Source organism: Caballeronia grimmiae, assembly GCF_000698555.1.
In the GTDB taxonomy this organism is placed as follows: domain Bacteria; phylum Pseudomonadota; class Gammaproteobacteria; order Burkholderiales; family Burkholderiaceae; genus Caballeronia; species Caballeronia grimmiae.
The window spans coordinates 60,541-78,374 of sequence record NZ_JFHE01000001.1 but is presented as its reverse complement, the minus strand read 5'-3'; the positions used below and the strand labels follow the sequence as shown (position 1 = coordinate 78,374).

At 64.2% G+C, this 17,834-nt stretch carries 17 protein-coding genes; 6 read left to right on the top strand and 11 right to left on the bottom strand.

Features of this window, described 5'->3' with window-relative positions; translation table 11 throughout:
• Window positions 1-23: 23 nt before the first annotated feature.
• The 3 genes from dapA (at window position 24) to BG57_RS00360 (ending at window position 3,063) form a co-directional block, all read left to right on the top strand.
• The gene (gene dapA, locus BG57_RS00370; protein ID WP_035959427.1) at window positions 24-941 is read left to right on the top strand and encodes a 4-hydroxy-tetrahydrodipicolinate synthase; all 918 of its coding nucleotides are present in this window, start codon (window positions 24-26) and stop codon (window positions 939-941) included.
• 186 nt (window positions 942-1,127) lie between these two features.
• Window positions 1,128-2,270 carry an outer membrane protein assembly factor BamC gene (gene bamC, locus BG57_RS00365; protein ID WP_035959823.1) on the top strand — a complete coding sequence of 381 codons (1,143 nt, stop codon included), beginning with the start codon at window positions 1,128-1,130 and terminating at the stop codon, window positions 2,268-2,270.
• 19 nt (window positions 2,271-2,289) lie between these two features.
• A complete protein-coding gene (locus tag BG57_RS00360) occupies window positions 2,290-3,063 on the top strand; it encodes an MBL fold metallo-hydrolase (RefSeq protein ID WP_035959426.1) in 774 nt (257 codons plus the stop codon).
• 131 nt (window positions 3,064-3,194) lie between these two features.
• Here the strand turns inward: BG57_RS00360 and BG57_RS33610 are convergent, their stop codons facing one another.
• The gene (locus tag BG57_RS33610; RefSeq protein ID WP_075583072.1) at window positions 3,195-3,455 is read right to left on the bottom strand and encodes a hypothetical protein; all 261 of its coding nucleotides are present in this window, start codon (window positions 3,453-3,455) and stop codon (window positions 3,195-3,197) included.
• A 266-nt stretch (window positions 3,456-3,721) separates the two neighbouring features.
• Window positions 3,722-4,957, bottom strand: coding sequence for a cupin domain-containing protein (locus BG57_RS00355; protein ID WP_052005539.1), 1,236 nt, complete (start codon window positions 4,955-4,957; stop codon window positions 3,722-3,724).
• 33 nt (window positions 4,958-4,990) lie between these two features.
• On the opposite strand from BG57_RS00355, the gene BG57_RS00350 reads away from it, so the two are divergent.
• The gene (locus BG57_RS00350; RefSeq protein WP_035959424.1) at window positions 4,991-5,545 is read left to right on the top strand and encodes an FKBP-type peptidyl-prolyl cis-trans isomerase; all 555 of its coding nucleotides are present in this window, start codon (window positions 4,991-4,993) and stop codon (window positions 5,543-5,545) included.
• A gap of 72 nt (window positions 5,546-5,617) precedes the next feature.
• Here BG57_RS00350 and BG57_RS00345 read toward each other — a convergent pair whose 3' ends face one another.
• The 5 genes from BG57_RS00345 to BG57_RS00325 form a co-directional block, all read right to left on the bottom strand.
• A complete protein-coding gene (locus BG57_RS00345; protein WP_081850800.1) occupies window positions 5,618-7,003 on the bottom strand; it encodes a hypothetical protein in 1,386 nt (461 codons plus the stop codon).
• Entirely contained in the window at window positions 6,966-9,671 is a 2,706-nt protein-coding gene (gene mutS, locus BG57_RS00340; protein ID WP_035959423.1) for a DNA mismatch repair protein MutS, read from the bottom strand. The genes BG57_RS00345 and mutS overlap by 38 nt, the downstream gene beginning before the upstream one ends.
• A gap of 187 nt (window positions 9,672-9,858) precedes the next feature.
• Window positions 9,859-10,227: an ElaB/YgaM/YqjD family protein gene (locus BG57_RS00335; RefSeq protein ID WP_035959422.1), complete on the bottom strand. Its 369-nt coding sequence runs from the start codon at window positions 10,225-10,227 to the stop codon at window positions 9,859-9,861.
• Window positions 10,228-10,415: 188 nt separating this feature from the next.
• Window positions 10,416-11,714 carry a lysophospholipid transporter LplT gene (gene lplT, locus BG57_RS00330; protein ID WP_035959420.1) on the bottom strand — a complete coding sequence of 433 codons (1,299 nt, stop codon included), beginning with the start codon at window positions 11,712-11,714 and terminating at the stop codon, window positions 10,416-10,418.
• A 169-nt stretch (window positions 11,715-11,883) separates the two neighbouring features.
• Window positions 11,884-12,687 (bottom strand): inositol monophosphatase family protein, encoded by an 804-nt coding sequence (locus tag BG57_RS00325; protein WP_035959419.1) that lies wholly within the window; start codon window positions 12,685-12,687, stop codon window positions 11,884-11,886.
• A gap of 252 nt (window positions 12,688-12,939) precedes the next feature.
• Between BG57_RS00325 and BG57_RS00320 the strand changes: the two genes are divergently transcribed.
• The gene (locus tag BG57_RS00320; RefSeq protein ID WP_052005538.1) at window positions 12,940-13,710 is read left to right on the top strand and encodes an RNA methyltransferase; all 771 of its coding nucleotides are present in this window, start codon (window positions 12,940-12,942) and stop codon (window positions 13,708-13,710) included.
• Window positions 13,711-13,858: 148 nt separating this feature from the next.
• Window positions 13,859-14,653, top strand: a complete 795-nt coding sequence (gene cysE, locus BG57_RS00315; protein WP_035959417.1) for a serine O-acetyltransferase — start codon at window positions 13,859-13,861, stop codon at window positions 14,651-14,653.
• Here the strand turns inward: cysE and BG57_RS00310 are convergent.
• From BG57_RS00310 to BG57_RS00295, 4 genes are all read right to left on the bottom strand, one after another.
• Window positions 14,648-15,457, bottom strand: coding sequence for a UDP-2,3-diacylglucosamine diphosphatase (locus BG57_RS00310; protein WP_035959416.1), 810 nt, complete (start codon window positions 15,455-15,457; stop codon window positions 14,648-14,650). The genes cysE and BG57_RS00310 overlap by 6 nt on opposite strands.
• An 11-nt stretch (window positions 15,458-15,468) precedes the next feature.
• Complete coding sequence (locus BG57_RS00305; protein ID WP_035959415.1) at window positions 15,469-15,960, bottom strand: peptidylprolyl isomerase; 492 nt, start codon at window positions 15,958-15,960, stop codon at window positions 15,469-15,471.
• 67 nt (window positions 15,961-16,027) lie between these two features.
• On the bottom strand, window positions 16,028-16,615 hold the full coding sequence (locus BG57_RS00300; RefSeq protein ID WP_035959414.1) for a peptidylprolyl isomerase: 588 nt from the start codon (window positions 16,613-16,615) through the stop codon (window positions 16,028-16,030).
• A gap of 116 nt (window positions 16,616-16,731) precedes the next feature.
• A complete protein-coding gene (locus BG57_RS00295; RefSeq protein WP_052005537.1) occupies window positions 16,732-17,520 on the bottom strand; it encodes a tetratricopeptide repeat protein in 789 nt (262 codons plus the stop codon).
• Window positions 17,521-17,834: the final 314 nt, after the last annotated feature.

Genomic DNA, 17,834 nt, shown 5'->3' with positions numbered 1-17,834 from the left:
CACGATTAAATTCATAGAGTTTCATGACAAACGGAACTAGCAGCGGCACCAACGGCGGCATCCAGATCCGTGGCAGCATTCCTGCCATCGTCACCCCGATGCACGAGGACGGCAGCCTCGATCTGCCGGCGTTTCGAAAGCTGATCGACTGGCACGTCGAACAGGGGTCGAACGGGCTGGTCGTCGTGGGAACGAGCGGCGAATCGGCGACGCTGTCGGTCGAAGAGCACGTCCTGATGGTGCAAACCGCGGTCGAGCACGCCGCAAAGCGCATTCCGGTCATCGCGGGCGCGGGCGGGAATTCGACAGCGGAAGCCATCGAGCTGTCGAAGCAGGCCAGGAAGGTCGGCGCCGACGCCACGCTGCAAGTCGTGCCGTATTACAACAAGCCGACGCAAGAAGGCATGTATCGCCATTTCCGCGCGATTGCGGAAGCCGTCGATTTGCCCGTGATCCTCTATAACGTGCCGGGCCGCACCGTTGCCGACATGAGCAACGAGACGATCCTGCGTCTCGCCGAGGTGCGGGGCATCATCGGCGTGAAAGAGGCGACCGGCAACATCGATCGCGCCGCGTATCTCATCAAGCACGCGCCGGCGAACTTCGCGATTCTGAGCGGCGACGATCCCACGGCCATTGCGCTGATGCTCCTCGGCGGCCACGGCAACATCTCGGTGACGGCGAACGTCGCGCCGAAGCAGATGAGCGATCTGTGCCGCGCCGCGCTGGCAGGCGACGCAATCACCGCGCGCCGCATCCACCTGAGCCTGCTGGAGCTGCACAAGCAGTTGTTCTGCGAATCGAACCCCATTCCGGCGAAGTGGGCGCTGCAGGCGCTCGGCCGCATGGAAGGCGGCATCCGCTTGCCGCTCACGCCGCTCGATGCGCGCTACCACGACGTCGTGCGCGGCGCATTGCGCGACGCCGGGCTTCTCGGCTGATCATGCGCGGCGGCGCGCGCCACGTCAGGCGATGAATCGAACGTGACCGCGCTGCTGCACTGATCGAATGAAGCCGAGCCACTCATCCACTGCCATTCGTTGACCTCGATGAACCGCGCGTCCGCGCGCCGGAACCAACGCGGGGCAATGCGTATTCAGCCGTTATCTGCAGCAAAGAAGGACCTCATGAAATCTTCCGCTCTTCTTACTCAAGCCAAACGCCTGAGCGTGCTGTCGCTGGGCGCCGGCGTCATTTTCTCGCTTGCGGGCTGCGAAACGCTGAACGACTGGCTCGCGCCCGACCGCGTCAACTACAAGGCGGCCGAGACCGCTCCGGCGCTCAACGTGCCGTCCGATCTCAGCACGGCCGACATCAGCCAGCGCTACGCCGCGCCGCCGCCGATCAACACGCTCGGCGGCGCGACGCAGCGCAACGTCACGCCGGCCGGCAATTTGACGCTCGGCGTGCCGAACGCGCAGGACCCGTATGGCATGCACGTCGAAAGCGATGGCGACCGCCGCTGGCTTGTCGTCGATGGCCGCACGCCGGATCAGATCTGGCCGCAGCTGCAGGAGTTCTGGACGGAGAACGGTTTCACGCTGAAAACCGATTCCGCACAGACCGGCATCATGGCGACGGACTGGGCCGAGAACCGCGCGAACATTCCGGACGACTGGTTCAGAAAGAGCGTCGGCAAGCTGCTCGATTTCGCCTACTCGTCGGGCACGCGCGACATGTTCCGCACGCAGGTCGATCGCGCGGCGGACGGCTCGACCGATATCTCCGTCACGCATAGCGCCATGGAAGAAGTGCTGACGGGTCAGGACAAGACGTCGTCGCGCTGGGAGACACGGCCGCGCAATCCGGCGCTCGAAGCCGCGTTCCTCGCAAAGATGATGCAGAAGTTCGGCCTGACCGAAGACCAGTCGAAGCAACTGATTGCGCAGGCGCGTCCGGCGGGCGCGAAGGTGGCCGTGGAGCAGACGGCGGGCGCATCGACGCTCGATCTCGCGGAGCCGTTCGATCGCGCCTGGCTGCGCGTGGGCCTCGCGCTCGATCGCACCAATTTCACGGTCGACAATCGCGACCGCGAGAAGGGCATCTACTACGTGCATTACTCGGACTCGATGGCGGAACTGAAGAAGGAAGGCCTTTTCGGCAAGCTCCTCTCCAGCAACACGCCGAAGCCCACGCGCCAGTTCCTCGTGAACGTGCGTCCGAAGGCGGATGCGGTGACGCAGGTCGCCGTCGTCGATGCCAATGGCCAGCCGGACAACTCGTCCGACGCGCAGCGCATCGTGTCCCTGCTGCACGCGCAGTTGAACTAGGCGGGCGGCGCGAGCGATTGTGAGATTCGCCAGTCTCGGCAGCGGTAGCGAAGGCAATGCGTTGCTCGTCGAATCGACGAGCGGCGCGACCACCACGCGCGTGCTGCTCGATTGCGGTTTTTCCGCGAAGGAAGTGGAGCGTCGGCTGCTTCGGCTCGGAACCAGCGCCGAACATCTCGACGCCATCCTCATCACGCATGAACATACGGACCACATCGGCAGCGCGCTGACCCTGGCGCGCAAGTGGTCCATCCCGCTTTACATGAGCTGGGGCACCGCGCGCGCGGTCGGCGCGGACGAAGGCAAGATCGATCTGCGCGTGCTGTGGGGCGATGAAAGCGTCGCCATCGGCGATGTCAGCGTGCTGCCCTATACCGTCCCGCACGATGCCCGCGAGCCGTTGCAATACGTCTTCTCCGACGGTGCAAGCCGCTTAGGCGTGCTGACGGACGTGGGCGTGGCGACGCCGCATATCACGAGCGTACTGAGCGGCTGCGACGCGCTCGTGCTCGAATCCAATCACGACCTTGCGATGCTTTCCGCGAGCCGTTATCCGGCGTCGCTGAAGGCGCGCATTGGCGGCACGCACGGGCACCTGAACAACGATGCGGCGGCTGCGATCCTTGCGTCGCTGGATCGTTCGAAGCTGCGTCATCTGGTGGCCGCGCATCTCAGCCAGCAAAACAATCTGCCTCATCTTGCACAGGCTGCGCTGGCAGCGGTGCTCGGTGCATCGGCGCCGGATGTCGTCGTGGCTACACAAGCGGAAGGGTTCGACTGGCTGTCGCTATGAGGTGAGCGAAGCGTTCGACGCATTCATTGCGAAGATACAAAAAAACCGGCCCAAGAGCCGGTTTTCTTGTTTCAGGCCGCGGTGAGCGGCCTGTGCCAGGCTTAACGCGCTGGCGTAAGCGCCTGACGGCCTTACTGGCTTGCGCCCGATGCCGGAGCAGCAGCCGAAGCCGAAGCAGCAGCGTCCGAAGCCGCGCCAGCAGCCGAAGCTGCGTCGCTTGCAGCGGCCGAAGCGCTCGATGCAGCAACGTTAGCGTCCGAAGCGGCAGCAGCCGGAGCCGAAGCAGCCGACGTATCGCTGGCAGCGCTCGGAGCAGCCGTATCGCTAGACTTGTTGCATGCAGCCAGAGCAACAGCAGCCAACAGGGATGCTACGAGGAGGGATTTCTTCATGATCACGTCCTTTTATGGTTAAAGGTAAGCAACAGCGCAAAGTACCGGTAATGTGTGCTCCAACACCGACCAGGGCCGCTGTGGAGCCTCACAATTCTTTTTGGTGTGAGACCAACTACGGCTTGGCCGGAAATTATAGGCACTTTCGCAACGACCGTCGATAAATGAGGGGCCGATACGTTGTCTTTCTCATACAAATTTTCGTATTGCGGAACAGCAAAACCCCGGCATTCCAGAAACTCCCGACCGCTTGCACGTCAAGCGTTTCAGGCCGATGACTCCGTCTGAATCCAGCCCGCACAATACCACTCGTGCAGCAACGATGTCATTGTCAGATCGTCTGTAAGTGTTACAAAGCGTTTCGCCTCCAGACGCCGAGTATCAGCGAGTTCGGGCAGCCACTTTTTAGCCTTTGCGGATAACGCAGCGGCTTCGCCATTAACGAAATACGAGTGCGTGTTGTAGAGCAAAATCGTCTTTCTATCTAGCCTGATACCCGTCTTTTTCGCGCGCTCTACAAATTTTTGCTCATTCAGCGCGCGAACCGGCGGATCGAATACCACATTCGCTTTCGGCTCGCTTAGATAACTGCCCAAAAACTCCGCAATATCCTTATCAGTCCAACTGACGTTTGCAAGGATCGCGCCTACTCGTTCGACGAGAAGCGGCGGCAACGCGGCGGGCGTATCGACAGGCGGTTGCGCGGGATCGCGATAACGCGCGTCTGCTTTGGCCCGTGCGCCGTCACCGGTTCGCTCGGCAAGGTGATACAGGAACTGCGACGTCAGTTCCTGCGCCGACGGTGCGCGAAAGCCGATGGAGCACGTCATGCACTCGCCCTCGGCGACCCCGTCATGCGCGATATGCGGCGGCAGGTACAACATGTCGCCCGGTTCCAGCACCCACTCTTCTTCCGCTTCGAAGTGCTGTAAAACTTTCAACGGCAAACCGGGTTTTAGCGAAAGGTCGCGCTGCGCGCCGATACGCCAGCGGCGCTTGCCATGCACTTGCAGCAAAAAGACGTCGTAAGAGTCGAAGTGCGGACCTACGCCGCCGCCATCCGTTGCGTAGGAGATCATCAGATCGTCGAGCCGCGCGTCGGGGATGAAGCGGAAGCGGTTAATCAGCGCGTGCGCACGGTCGTCATGCAGGTTCACGCCTTGCACGAGCAGTGTCCATTCGCGCTTCTTGACCGATGGCAGTTCGTCGGCTGCGAACGGTCCGTGCTCCAGATTCCACGTGTTCCGAAAATGCGTGATGAGGCGCGCTTCGACGTCGTCGGAATCGGCGAGTTCGAAGAGTTCCTCGCGAGCAAGCGGGGCAGAAATGCCGGGGATGGCCTGGCGAATCAGCAGCGGTTTTTTCTGCCAGTAACGCCGCATGAACTGTCGCGGCGTACGGTTGCCCAAAAGGGGCGACACTTCGTCTGGAAGCGGCGCTCGGGCGCGTTCGTTATGGTTGTCTGGAGGCAAAGGAGTAACGTCTGAGGGCCGCTGGCGCATCGTATAATCGAGGCTTGTATCTTGGAGGATTCAATGAAAATTGCGAAAGACACTGTCGTTTCGGTCGCGTACAAGCTATCGGATGCACAAGGCAATCTGATCGAAGAAAGCGACGAGCCGATGGTCTATCTGCACGGCGGCTATGATGGCACGTTCCCCAAGATCGAGGAAGCGCTGGACGGCCGCGAACCTGGCTACGAAACGTTGATTCAGCTCGAACCGCAGGACGCGTTCGGCGAATACGATCCCGAACTCGTGAAGGTCGAAGAACGCGGCCGCTTCCCCGAGCCGCTCGAAGTGGGCATGCAGTTCGAAGGCACGCCCGAAGATAGCGACGACGAACTCGACTCGCTCATCTACACCGTCACGGACGTCGCCGAAGACAAGGTGGTGCTCGACGGCAATCATCCGCTCGCGGGCATGGCATTGCGTTTTGCGTTGTCGGTGCAGGAAGTGCGCACGGCGACCGAAGACGAGATCGAGCATCAGCATGCGCATGGCGCGGATGGCCTGCACATCGCGGATGAAGACGAAGATGACGACGAAGAAGCCGGTCCGCGCAAGGACTCGGGTCCGACGCTTCATTGAGCGGCTTTACTGAGCGTCTATCGGACGCAGCAGGCGGTCGTTAGAAAAAGCGCAGCGCGAGGCTGCGCTTTTTTATTGTGCGCGACCGTTCGTATTGCCAGGGACGGTAGGAGGCACGCTCGATGCCGGCGTCGGCAAAATCGGCGGCAGCGCCTGCGGCGGCGTGAGGATCGGCGGAAGACCGGACGCCGGCTGGATCAGCGATGGCGCAGGCGGCAACGCGTCGGGCAGATCGTGATGCAACGGCGCCGCCGGCCCCGATGCGGGCGCAGAGTACGGCGCGGAGTACGGCGACCCATACGGTATTGCGTACGGATCAGCTTGCGGATCGGCCGGCTCGCGCTTGCGGGCTTCGTTCGCACTGCGTGTATCGCGCACGGTCCGTCCGTCGCGCACACGCAAGCGAAACGGCGGCCGCCATCCGGCATCGGTGGAGACTTCGAGCCATTGCGATTGCGGCTTCTTCAACGCGAGCGCGACGCGCGTCAGGTTCGTCACCGTCAGGCCCTTGTCGTTGCGCAGCGGCTGATCGATATGAAAGCCATTCGGCTCCGGTGCCTCCGTGCGATGAATCACGATGACCGGCCCGCGAAACGTCTCGGCCGCTTTCACGAGACTGCGCTTGAGTTCCAGAAAGCCATCACGCGGCGGGGTCGTGCGCGAGAAGCGCAGCCACGCGAAGCGGTCGCGCCGCTCGTAACGCGCGAAGTCGGGGTCGCCCTGAAGGATGATGACGAGTGCGCGCAGTCCCGAGCGCCGCGCGGATTCCGCCGCATGTTCGAGCCAGAACGAAGTCGCGACGGCGCGGTCCTCGAACTCGCCGTTGCGCCCGCCCGCGGTCAGATAGTGATTGTTCGGACTCGGCGCATTGAGGCCGATGAACGCCACGCCTTGCGCCTGCCACCGCACGATTTCACGAAACGACCGAAAGCGCGCGACGTCGCTTTCACGCGATAGCGCGAGCGGCTGTTGCCCGAGCGAATTGGCGTCCGCGAAGAAAAGCTGGCGCACGAAATCGAGCCGCTCGACCGGATCGTAGGCGGCGGTATGTGCGAGGCCGCAGTCGGCCCAGTCGTGTTGCCCTAGCAGCAGCACGAGCGGCGTGCGCGAGCCGTCGAGCACATCGCGGCGCGACTGATAGATGCTGTCGCGGCACGCCTCTGCGCTGCCCTTCACGTTGCCGTCGTAGACGATGAACGCGATATCGCGATCGCGCCCGATGGCGTCGAGCATCTGGCGAACGGGCGCTTCGTCGGCGGGGCGGGCGAGCGCATCGGCGATGACGGCGAACGTGAGCGGGTCGCCGTCCTGCGCATGGGTGATCGGGCATATGGCGAACAGCAGCGTCGTCAGCATGGCGCGCACCGTCGCGCTCGCGATGCGCGACCGGCTGCGCGTCACCGCGCGCGGAGCGTTGCGCTCATCGCGATGCATCCGGCACGGACTTCGCCAGTTCATGCAGTTCGTAGAGCAGATCGAGTGCGTCGCGCGGACGCAGATCGTTCGGATCGAGCGCACGCAGCTTTTCCAGCGCGGGATGCTCCGGCGCATCGGCTTGGGCGGGCTCGTCGGCCGCATCTTCGAATGCGTACGGCGGGCTCGCGAAGAGATCGAACTGCGCGGTCGGCTGGCCGATCGACTGCTGTTCCAGATGCACGAGATGCTTGCGCGCCGCGCGGATCACCGCTGCCGGCACGCCCGCCAACTGCGCGACCTGCAAGCCGTAGCTCTGATTCGCCGGGCCTTCGCTGACGGCATGCAGGAACACGATGCCGTGATCGTGCTCCACCGCCGAAAGATGCACGTTCGCCGCCTGGGCGAACTCTGCCGGCAGTTGCGTCAGCTCGAAATAATGCGTGGCGAACAGCGTGTAGCAGTGATTGTGCGACAGCAGATGCCGCGCGATGGCCCACGCGAGCGCGAGGCCGTCGAACGTGGACGTGCCGCGGCCGATTTCATCCATGAGCACGAGGCTCGATGAGCTCGCATCGTTCAGGATGGCGGCAGCTTCGGTCATCTCGACCATGAAGGTGGAGCGGCCGCCCGCGAGATCGTCCGCTGCGCCGATGCGCGTGAAGATGCGGTCGAGCTTGCCGAAGCGCGCGCGCTTCGCCGGCACGTAGCTGCCGACATACGCCAGCAGCGCGATCAGCGCAGTCTGCCGCATGAACGTGGACTTGCCGCCCATGTTCGGGCCGGTAATGAGCAACAGCTTGCGCTCGTCGCTCAGGCAGCAGTCGTTGGCGATGAACTGCTCCACCTGCGCCTCGACAACCGGATGCCGTCCCTGTTCGATATCGATGCCCGCATCGGCGGCGAACTCCGGCGCGACCCAGTCGAGTGCGCGGGCGCGTTCCGCAAGCGCGCCGAGCAGATCCAGTTCGGCGAGCGCGCTCGCGACGCGCTGGCAATCCGCGAGGAACGGCAGCAGGTTCTGAAGCAGCGCATCGTACAGCGCGCGTTCGCGGGCAAGCGCGCGCTCCTGCGCGGAGAGCGCCTTATCTTCGAACGCCTTCAGTTCCGGCGTGATGTAGCGTTCGGCGTTCTTGAGCGTCTGACGGCGGCGATAATCGTCCGGCACCTTGTCGGTCTGCCCGCGCGTGACCTCGATATAGAAGCCGTGCACCTTGTTGTATTCGACGCGCAAGTTGCTGATGCCCGTGCGCGTGCGCTCGCGCGCTTCGAGATCGATCAGGAACTGATCGCAGTTCTCGGAGATGTCGCGCAGCTCGTCGAGATCGGCATCGTAGCCGCGCGCAATCACGCCGCCGTCGCGAATCAGTGCCGCCGGCTCCGGCGCGATGGCGCTCGTGAGCAGATGCAGGCATTCGCCAGGCGGTTCGAGCGCCGCGCCGATGCGCGTGAGCGCAGCCGGTTGCGCGGGCAGCGCGGCGACGATCGCCTGAAGATCGGGCAGGGCGGCGAACGTATCGCGCAGGCACGACAGATCGCGTGGACGCGCCGACAGTAGCGCGAGCCGTCCGGTAATGCGCTCGATGTCGGAAATCTTGCGCAACGCGGTGCGCAAAGCGTCGAGACCCGTCGATGACGGCGCATCGAGCAGCGCGCCGATCGCGTGCTGGCGTGCTTGCGCGACCGACGCATCGCGCGGCGGATGATGCAGCCAGTGCCGCAAAAGGCGGCTGCCCATCGTCGTCGCGCAGGTGTCGAGCAGCGAAAAAAGCGTGGGCGATTCCGTGCCGCGCAGCGTCTCGGTCAGTTCGAGATTGCGCCGCGTTGCGGGATCGAGCCCGATGTACTCCGATTCATATTCGACCTTCAGGCTGCGCACATGGCGCAACTGCTGACCTTGCGTCGCCGCCGCGTAGAGCAGCAGCGCGCCCGCCGCGCCGCACGCGCACGTGAGCGAATCGCCGCCGAAACCGTCGAGGCTCGCGACGTCCAGCTGTTCGCGAAGCCGCGCCGCGCCCGAGCCGACATCGAAGTGCCAGGCGGGCACACGCGTGGTGGCAGCGAGCGTCGGGACGCCGAAATTCGCCTGAACGTCGACGACAGTATCCGCGATGAGCGTCTCCGACGGGCGGATGCGCTCCAGCGCCGCTGCCACTTGCTCGGGCGCGACTTCCGCGAGTCTCAGCGCACCGCTCGCCAGATTGAGCCACGCGAGGCCGACGTTCGTCGCCACGCCGCGACGGTTATGCGTGGGGCAGAGCGCGAGCAGGTAGACATCGTTTTTGTCGGAGAGAAGCGCCGCGTCGGTCAGCGTGCCGGGCGTCACCACCCGCACGACCTTGCGCTCGACCGGTCCCTTCGACGTGGCCGGATCGCCAATCTGCTCGCAAATCGCGACGGATTCGCCGAGCTTCACCAGCTTGGCCAGATACTGCTCGCACGAATGATGCGGCACGCCCGCCATGCGGATCGGATTGCCGCCCGATGCGCCGCGCTGCGTCAGCGTGAGATCGAGCAGGCGCGAGGCTTTCTCGGCGTCATCGAAGAACAGCTCGTAAAAATCGCCCATGCGATAGAAAACGAGCGTGCCGGGATGATCCGCCTTGATGCGAAGGTATTGCTGCATCATCGGCGTGTGCTGCGAGAAATCCGCAGCAAGCGCGGGTGCGGCCGATGCCGGAAGAGAGTCGGGAGTTGCCGTGTGATTGCCCATCTTGCGTGCGGTAAAAGCGAATGGACCGAACGCGGCGTGCGTTCAGCCGCGGGTCAGCGAATAGTGCAAGAGTTTAACCTGTCGGGGTTGGGGGAAGGAGGCGGCCAGGAGGGATAGGCCGAATCGCGAAGCGAAGCGGGGCCATCGAACGATGACCCCGGCATGTGACAGTCGAGCGCCGCTGCGATCAGGCGCGGCCCGCCAGAAAACCGATCAGGAGCGCAAGCCCCGCGACGGCGCCGAGCGTGTGCCACGGCCTGTCGTGCACGAACTCATCGGCGTAGCCGGCTGCATTGCCGAAGCGGTCGGTAATCGCCGAACCCGCGCCGTCCATTTGCGAGCGCGCGTACTTCAGCTTCGATTGCAATTGCTTGCGCAGCTTGTCGGAGTCGATGTCCTTCGCGCTGTGGAGCGAATCCTCCAGCTCATCGAGAAAGCTGCGCAACTGGTCGCTGGCCGAATCGACGACATCGCTCGCCCCGCGCACCGCGCGCTGGCCGACGTCGGCTGCGCCATTGATTTTGCTATCGAGCGTCGAACGTGTGAACAATCCCATTTTCATGCTCCTTTATTGACGTGCCGAAGAATGGCAGCGCATTCAATCGCGCGCTGCCTGCGCATCATGCGCTGATTCATCCTCTCGTTCACTGCTGTTACGACTTCGACTCGTCCGCCATCGTTCCCTCCCTCTGTCGCGAATCGGGCGGCCCGAGGCGATGAACCGATATCAGGTCGAAGCAAGCTTCATTCCTCGGCGAGCGCGCCCAGGTTGACTTCGCGTTCGTTCTGCGTGTGGCGGCGCATCGCCAGCGCCATCATGCCGCAGACGAACACGCCGAAAATAACGATGATCCACTGCACCGGCACCTTTTCCGTCAGCAGCAGCGCGTAGGAGCCGAGCATCGCGAGCACGGCGAGGTTCTGATTGAAGTTCTGCACCGCGATCGAATGGCCCGCGGAAAGCAGCGTCGCGCCGCGATGTTGAAGGATCGCGTTCATCGGCACGATGAAGAAGCCCGACAGGCCGCCGAGCGCGATCATCAGCGGATAGGCCATCAGAATGTACGCGGGCATGAACACCGGCCCGGCATGCACGCCTGCACCCGACGGAAACAGGTCTTTGTTGTAGAAGGCCATCGCCACCGCGACTGCGCCGATCAGCACGCCGACCGGCAACACCTTGAGCGACTGCCGCAGCACGATCCACGCCGACGCCGCCGCTGCGCCCAGCGCAATGCCCACGCCCGTCACGCCCTGCAGCACCGCCGCCTTCGACAGCGACAGCCCGAGATTCGCGTCGGCCCACTTGAGCACGAGCAGTTGCAGCGTGACGGCTGCGCCCCAGAGCAGCGTCGTCACCCAAAGCGCGATCTGCGCGAGCTTGTCGCGCCACAGCACCTTGAAGCAGTGGGAGAAATCGTGGACGAGTCGCGTCGGCTGCATGAGCAGGTTCGGATAGCGCGCGCCCGTATCGGGGATGAATGCATTGATGACCGCCGCCGACGCGTAGATCACCATCACGGCAAACATCGCGGCGTGCGCGGCGGTGCTCACGAACGGCACGTGCGCATGCTCGACCCAGCGGCCGACGACCTGACTCACGAGCGCGCCGCCGATCACGGTGCCGAGAATGGTCGAGCCGACTGTCGCCGATTCGAGCCACGCGTTCGCCGGAATCAGCTTCTCGGGCGGCAGCAGCTCGGTGAGGATGCCGTACTTGGCGGGCGAATATGCTGCCGCGCCGAGGCCGACCACGCCATACGCGATCATCGGATGCACGCCCGCGATCATCAGCGCGCAGCCGCCCGCCTTGAGCGCGTTGGAGATGAACATCACGTGGCGCTTCTGCAGGGCGTCGGCGAATGCACCGACGAAGGGCGCGAGCACTACGTACGAGATCGTGAAGAAGATTTGCAGCAGCGGCGTGACCCACGGCGCCGATTGCACGACGGCGAGCATCGCGATGGCCGCGATGAGAAGCGCGTTATCGGCGAGCGACGAAACGAATTGCGCGGCGATGATCGTGTAGAAGCCTTTTTTCATGTCGGGCGGGAGGCTGGGGCGCGGCGAGCAAGAGCGGAACGGCAGAACGTGCGACGGTCTTGCATCGAGCGGGCAAGTACGGGAAGCGGACAGCGGACGGCGCTGCGTCAGGCGTGAAGCAGCGCGCCGATTGGAGCATGGGGCGCGCCCGGCGCCCCGTGAAGCGGTGTTATTCGCCCGTCAGACGCGTGCGCGAGTACATGTCGAGAATCTTGACCATCTGCGCGTAGACCTTTGGGTTCGCCGCGACGATCTCGTTCTTGAACAGGAAGTCCGATTCGCCCGTGTAGTTGCCGACCAGCCCGCCCGCTTCGGTCACGATCAGGCTGCCCGCCGCGACGTCCCACGGATGGATGCCTTGCTCGAAGAAGCCGTCGAGGCGTCCAGCCGCGACGTTTGCGAGATCCAGCGCGGCGGCGCCGGGGCGGCGCAGACCGGCGCACGACAGCGTCATTTCGCTGAAGAGGCGCATGTAGGCGTTGAGGCCCTGGCCATCGCGGAACGGAAAGCCGGTGCCGATGAGCGCGTCCGACAGACGATCGAGCTTGCCGACGCGAATGCGCCGCTCGTTCAGATACGCGCCGCGCCCGCGCGATGCGGTGAAGAGATCGTTGCGCGTCGGATCGTAGACGACGGCCTGCGTCGGGATGCCCCGGTGCACGAGCGCGATCGACACGCAGTAATACGGAAAGCCGTGGATGAAATTGGTGGTGCCGTCGAGCGGATCGATGATCCACTGGTACTCGGACTCGCGTTCGTCCGCGCCGGATTCTTCGGCGAGGATCGAATGATCGGGAAAGGCGGTGCGCAGCGTTTCGATGATCGCGGCTTCGGACGCCTTGTCGACTTCCGTCACGAAGTCGTTGTGCTGCTTCTTGCTGACCTGGAGTCGATCCAGGTCGAGCGACGCGCGGTTGATGATCTGTCCGGCGCGGCGCGCGGCCTTGACAGCGATATTGAGCATCGGTTGCATGAGCGAAATCCTTTGACCGCCGCGTGCGTTGCAATGGCGCGGGCGATGAAGTTGGCGACAACGACTATGTCGACGAAAGACGAATTGAATAAGAGCGGGGCGCTCGCGGACCACTACGCGGTCACGGCGCGAACGGAGCATTTTACCCGAAGCCGGATGTTTCCGATTGCCGCGAGCGGCGGCCGGGCTTCGGGATAAGATAGCCGATTCCCCGCTTCAGTTTTCTCGCAACCCTTCAGCAGAATCCGCGCCTTGGACTCCAATCAACTTTCTTCTCCCGCCGGCGGCTTCACGTCCACGCGGTTCATCCTCGTCGAGCCGAGTCATCCGGGCAATGTCGGCGCAGCGGCGCGCGCGCTCAAGACGATGGGCTTCTCGCGCCTCGTGCTCGTCGCGCCGCGCGTCGCGGACGTCAAGAACGAGCCGGAAGCCATCGCGATGGCGAGCGGCGCCGACGATGTCCTCGCTGGCGCGCAGGTCGTCGATACGCTCGCGGAAGCGCTCGTCGGCGTGCGCTGGTCCGTGGCGCTGACGGCGCGCACGCGCGAATACGGGCCGCCGCACATGCCGCCGCGAGCCGTCGCGCAGCGCGCGCATGAATTCGTGCGGCACGGCGACATCGCCCTCGTGTTCGGCAACGAGCGCACGGGCCTCTCGAACGCCGATGTCGAGCGATGCAGCGCGCTGGCGCACATCCCGGCCAATCCGGCATATAGCTCGCTGAATCTCGCGCAAGCGGTGCAGGTGCTCGCCTACGAACTGCGCATCGCGTTTCAGGATGCCGCGCCTGCGCCGTCGGTCGCGGCGACGGCGCAGCAGAGCGCATCGAGCGATGAAATCGAGGGCATGTACGCGCACCTCGAAGAGGCGCTCGTTGCGCTGGACTTTCTCGATCCCGCCAATCCCAAGAAGCTGATGTCGCGCGTGCGGCGGCTGTTCGCGCGCTCGGGGCTGGAACACGAGGAAGTGAACATCCTGCGCGGCATCGCGAAACACATTCTCTTGCGGACGAACAAGGACTGAGGCAAACCGCGCTGTCAGCGGGGGCATCGGGCGCGGTTCGCGCGCTCGTCCTACAATCGGCGAAAACGGCATGCCGATATAAGCATTGCGCTAAATCTGCTTAAGCCACCGGCGCAGCAGCGCCCCTTCCCCCGACCGAGAGTCCGACATGTTCGACCGAATCCGCGAAGACATTGCCGCCATCCGCGAGCGCGATCCCGCCGCACGCAGTGTGCTCGAAGTGGTCACGTGTTATCCGGGACTGCATGCGATCGTGCTGCATCGCTTCGCGAACGCGTGCTGGCGGCGCGGCTGGCGCTGGTCGGGGCGCGTCGTATCGCAGATGGGGCGCTTTCTGACCGGCATCGAAATTCATCCGGGCGCGACGCTCGGACGGCGCGTGTTCATCGATCACGGCATGGGCGTGGTGATCGGCGAAACGGCGGAAATCGGCGACGACTGCACGATCTATCAGGGCGTCACGCTCGGCGGGACGTCGCTCACGCGCGGGGCAAAGCGGCATCCGACGCTCGAGCGCGGCGTGATCGTCGGCGCGGGCGCGAAGGTGCTCGGCAGCTTTACCGTCGGCGCGAATGCGAAGATCGGTTCGAACGCGGTCGTCGTGAAGCCGGTGCCGGCGGGCGGCACGGCGGTCGGCAATCCGGCGCGCATCGTGATGCCCGCAGTGCCGAAGCCCAAGACCGATGCCCGCGACGGCTTCTGCGCCTACGGCATCACGCCGAACGCGGACGATCCGGTGTCTCTCGCGATTCACGGCCTGATCGATCACGCTTCGAAGCAGTCGCTGCGCACCGATGAAATCGTCGCCGCGCTGGAGCGGCTCGGCGCGCGCGTGGAGGCGCTGCATGGCGTGGACGGGGTGGATGGCGCGACGCTCGTCGACCTGAAGCGCATGTGCTCAGCGATGGACGGCGAAACGCGCGGCGTCGAGCGTCAGTTATAGGGGCAGCGCGCGCACGCCATTTGCGTCGACGCGCAGGTAACCGCCGCGCGGCTCATCGATATCGAGTTCCCAGTCGGGCAGCACCCAGCGCACGCCATCGGCTTCGCGATGCATCGCCGGGCGATGCGTATGGCCGTGAATCATCGTATGCGTGCGGCTCTGCCCGAACAGCGACGCGACGGCGGGACGCGTCACGTCGTATTTCGCCGATGCCTCGTGCGTTCGCGCGCCTTCGCTCGTCATTCTCATGCGCTGGCCGATTGCAAGCCGCGTGTTCAGCGGCAGCGCGAGAAAGAGGCGCTGCGCGATGCCGTTGCGCGCGAAACGGCGAAAGCGCTGATAACCGGTGTCGTCGGTGCAGAGGGCGTCGCCATGCGCGAGCACGATGCGCGTGCCGAACGCGGTCATCGTGAAGGGATCGGGCAGCGGCATTGCGCCGGCTTCCTTCATGAAGCGCCTGCCCAGCAGAAAGTCGCGATTGCCGTGCATCACGTAAAGCGCGATGCCACGCTCGGACAGCGTGTGCAGCAGCCTCGTCATGCGGCGCGCAAAGCGGCCGCGCTCGTCGGTGACGGCGGGATCGAGCACGTCGTCGCCGATCCAGAATTCGAAAAGATCCCCGAGGATGAAAACCGAGTCGGCCTCGTTCGCCGTCACCTCGATGAAATGCTCGAACGCGGCGACCGTGTTCGGTATCGCCTCGCTCAGGTGCAGGTCCGAAATGAAAAACAGCGGGCGCGCGTCATGCGCTGCGCCCGCTGCTTCCTGTTCCGTTTCGCGACCGAAAGACTTCGACTCGATCATGCGATGGGAAGTCAGACCACGACGGCCTTTTCGATCACGACGTCATCGACCGGCACGTCCTGATGGAAGCCCTTCGAGCCGGTCCGGACCTTCTTGATCTTCTCGACGACATCCATGCCTTCGACGACCTTGCCGAAGACGGTGTAGCCCCAGCCCTGCGGCGTCGGCGACGAGTGGTTCAGGAAGTCGTTGTCCTTCACGTTGATGAAGAACTGCGCGGTCGCCGAGTGCGGATCGTTGGTGCGCGCCATCGCGATCGTGCCGTTGTCGTTCGTGAGGCCGTTGTTCGCTTCGTTGTTGATCGGCGCGTCCGTCGGCTTCTGGTTCATGCCCGGCTCGAAGCCGCCGCCCTGAATCATGAAGCCGTCGATGACGCGATGGAACACCGTGTTGTCGTAGTGGCCCTTCTTCACGTAGTTGAGGAAGTTCTCGACCGTCTTCGGCGCTTTCTCGGCGTCGAGTTCGAGCTTGATGACGCCGTGGTTCGTATGCAGTTCGACCATGTGATTTCTCCGGTGTGTTCGGTTGTAGTTGGGCGGCGCGCGAGGGCACGCCGCCAGGATATTCGCGTTACTGCGAGACCACGGTCGCCGACTCGATCACGGTCGGCTTCTGCGGCACGTCGGCCATCGGGCCGCGCGTGGTGGTCGGGCTGCCTTCGATCTTCTTCACGACATCCATGCCCGCGACGACCTTGCCGAACACGGCATAACCGTTGCCGTCCGGGTTCGGATAGTCGAGGCCCGCATTATCGACCGTATTGATGAAGAATTGGGCCGTGGCCGAGTCCGGGTTGCTGGTGCGCGCCATCGCGATCGTGCCGGTGGCGTTCTTCAGGCCGCTGCGGCTTTCGAGCGGAATCGGTGCGCGGGTCGGCTTCTCCGCGAAGCTCGTGTTATAGCCGCCGCCCTGAATCATGAAGCCCGGAATGACGCGATGAAAAATCGTGCCGCTGTACTGTCCGGACTTCACGTAGGCGAGAAAGTTCTCGACGGTCTTCGGCGCCTTCTCGGGATAAAGCTCGACGCGGATGTCGCCTTGCGAAGTTTTGAAGAGCACGTTCGGATGCGCGGCCTGCGCGGGTTGCCCGGGTTGAGCAAAGGCGGGGGCGGTCGCGATCAGGGCGGCGCCGGAAAGCGCCAACATCAGCAATTTCATGAAGGTTCGATCCTCGGGTGATGAATGCAAAGCGTCAGCCGCGACGGCGTGCGTGAAATGCCGCCGCGCGAAGACTACAGCTTAACTCCTGCGCGGGCGGGGCCGGCTGGTCCGTGTCACGGCTGCGGATTCGGCGCGACATACGGCGACGTCGGCAACGAGCCGGTCGATCCGCCGAAGGGCGAGAAACTGTCGGGCGATGGCATCGTCGACGAATTCTCGCCTTGCGTCGGCGTCCATTCGTCCGACGGCACGCGCGGCGCCGATGCGGCCTGAGCGCCGGAAGCCGCGCTCGCTGCACGCTTCTTCGGCGGCGGCGTGATGATGTTCTGGATGCCCGCAAACCGCTGGCGCGTGAGCGGACTCGTCGAGCCGAGCGACTGCGCGCGCTTGTACGATTCGCTCGCGAGCCGAAGGTACAGATCGCCTAGATTGTCATAGGCAAGCGCGTAGCCGGGGTTCGCCTTCACCGCCGTTTCCAGCGCGACGCGCGCATCTTCATAGCGGCCCTTCTTCGCGTAAAGCGCGGCCAGATTGTTGTACGGCTCGGGCAGTTCCGGGTAGGCCTGCGTCAGCTCGGTGAACGCGGTGATGGCTTCGTCGTCGCGATTCAGGCGGGCGAGCACCGTTGCGCGCTTGAACTTCGCCTGCACGTCGCGCGGATTCGTCGCGATGCGCGCGTCGAGTTGCCTGAGCGCGGCGTTCCAGTCCTTGCCGGCGATGGACGCATCGATTTCCGGCGTGCCGTCCGCCGTCGCCGACGAAACCTGCGCGAGCGCCGCCGTCGACGCTCCGAAGCACGCGGCTACGCCGATGACGGCAACGGCCGCGGCGCGCGAAAGCGTCGCGCGGAAGGCATCGCGGGAACGAACTGAAGCCGGCAGGCGGGAAACTTGCGAAGACATGCGCGCTTGAGCGTGAGTCACTTGGAATCGGGTCAAGGAATGGAGCGGGAAGAGAAGGGGAATGAAGCGCGAAACGCCACTCGAAACACGATGCACTGCGAGGGCTTCAGCCTGACTCGCGGCATGACTGGCAACGCCCGTCGTGCGGCCGCTTGGAGATTTCATAGGCTCAAGTCCGAGTGTTATACTCCGACCCATTCTAACAAAAGGTCCGCCCGTTCCGCGCACGCCTTGCACGCCATGTTTCACACGTGGTCGCGCGTTGCCAACGCCGGACTCTCTTTGCCACTCGTGGCCGTCTCCGTCCTGGTCGA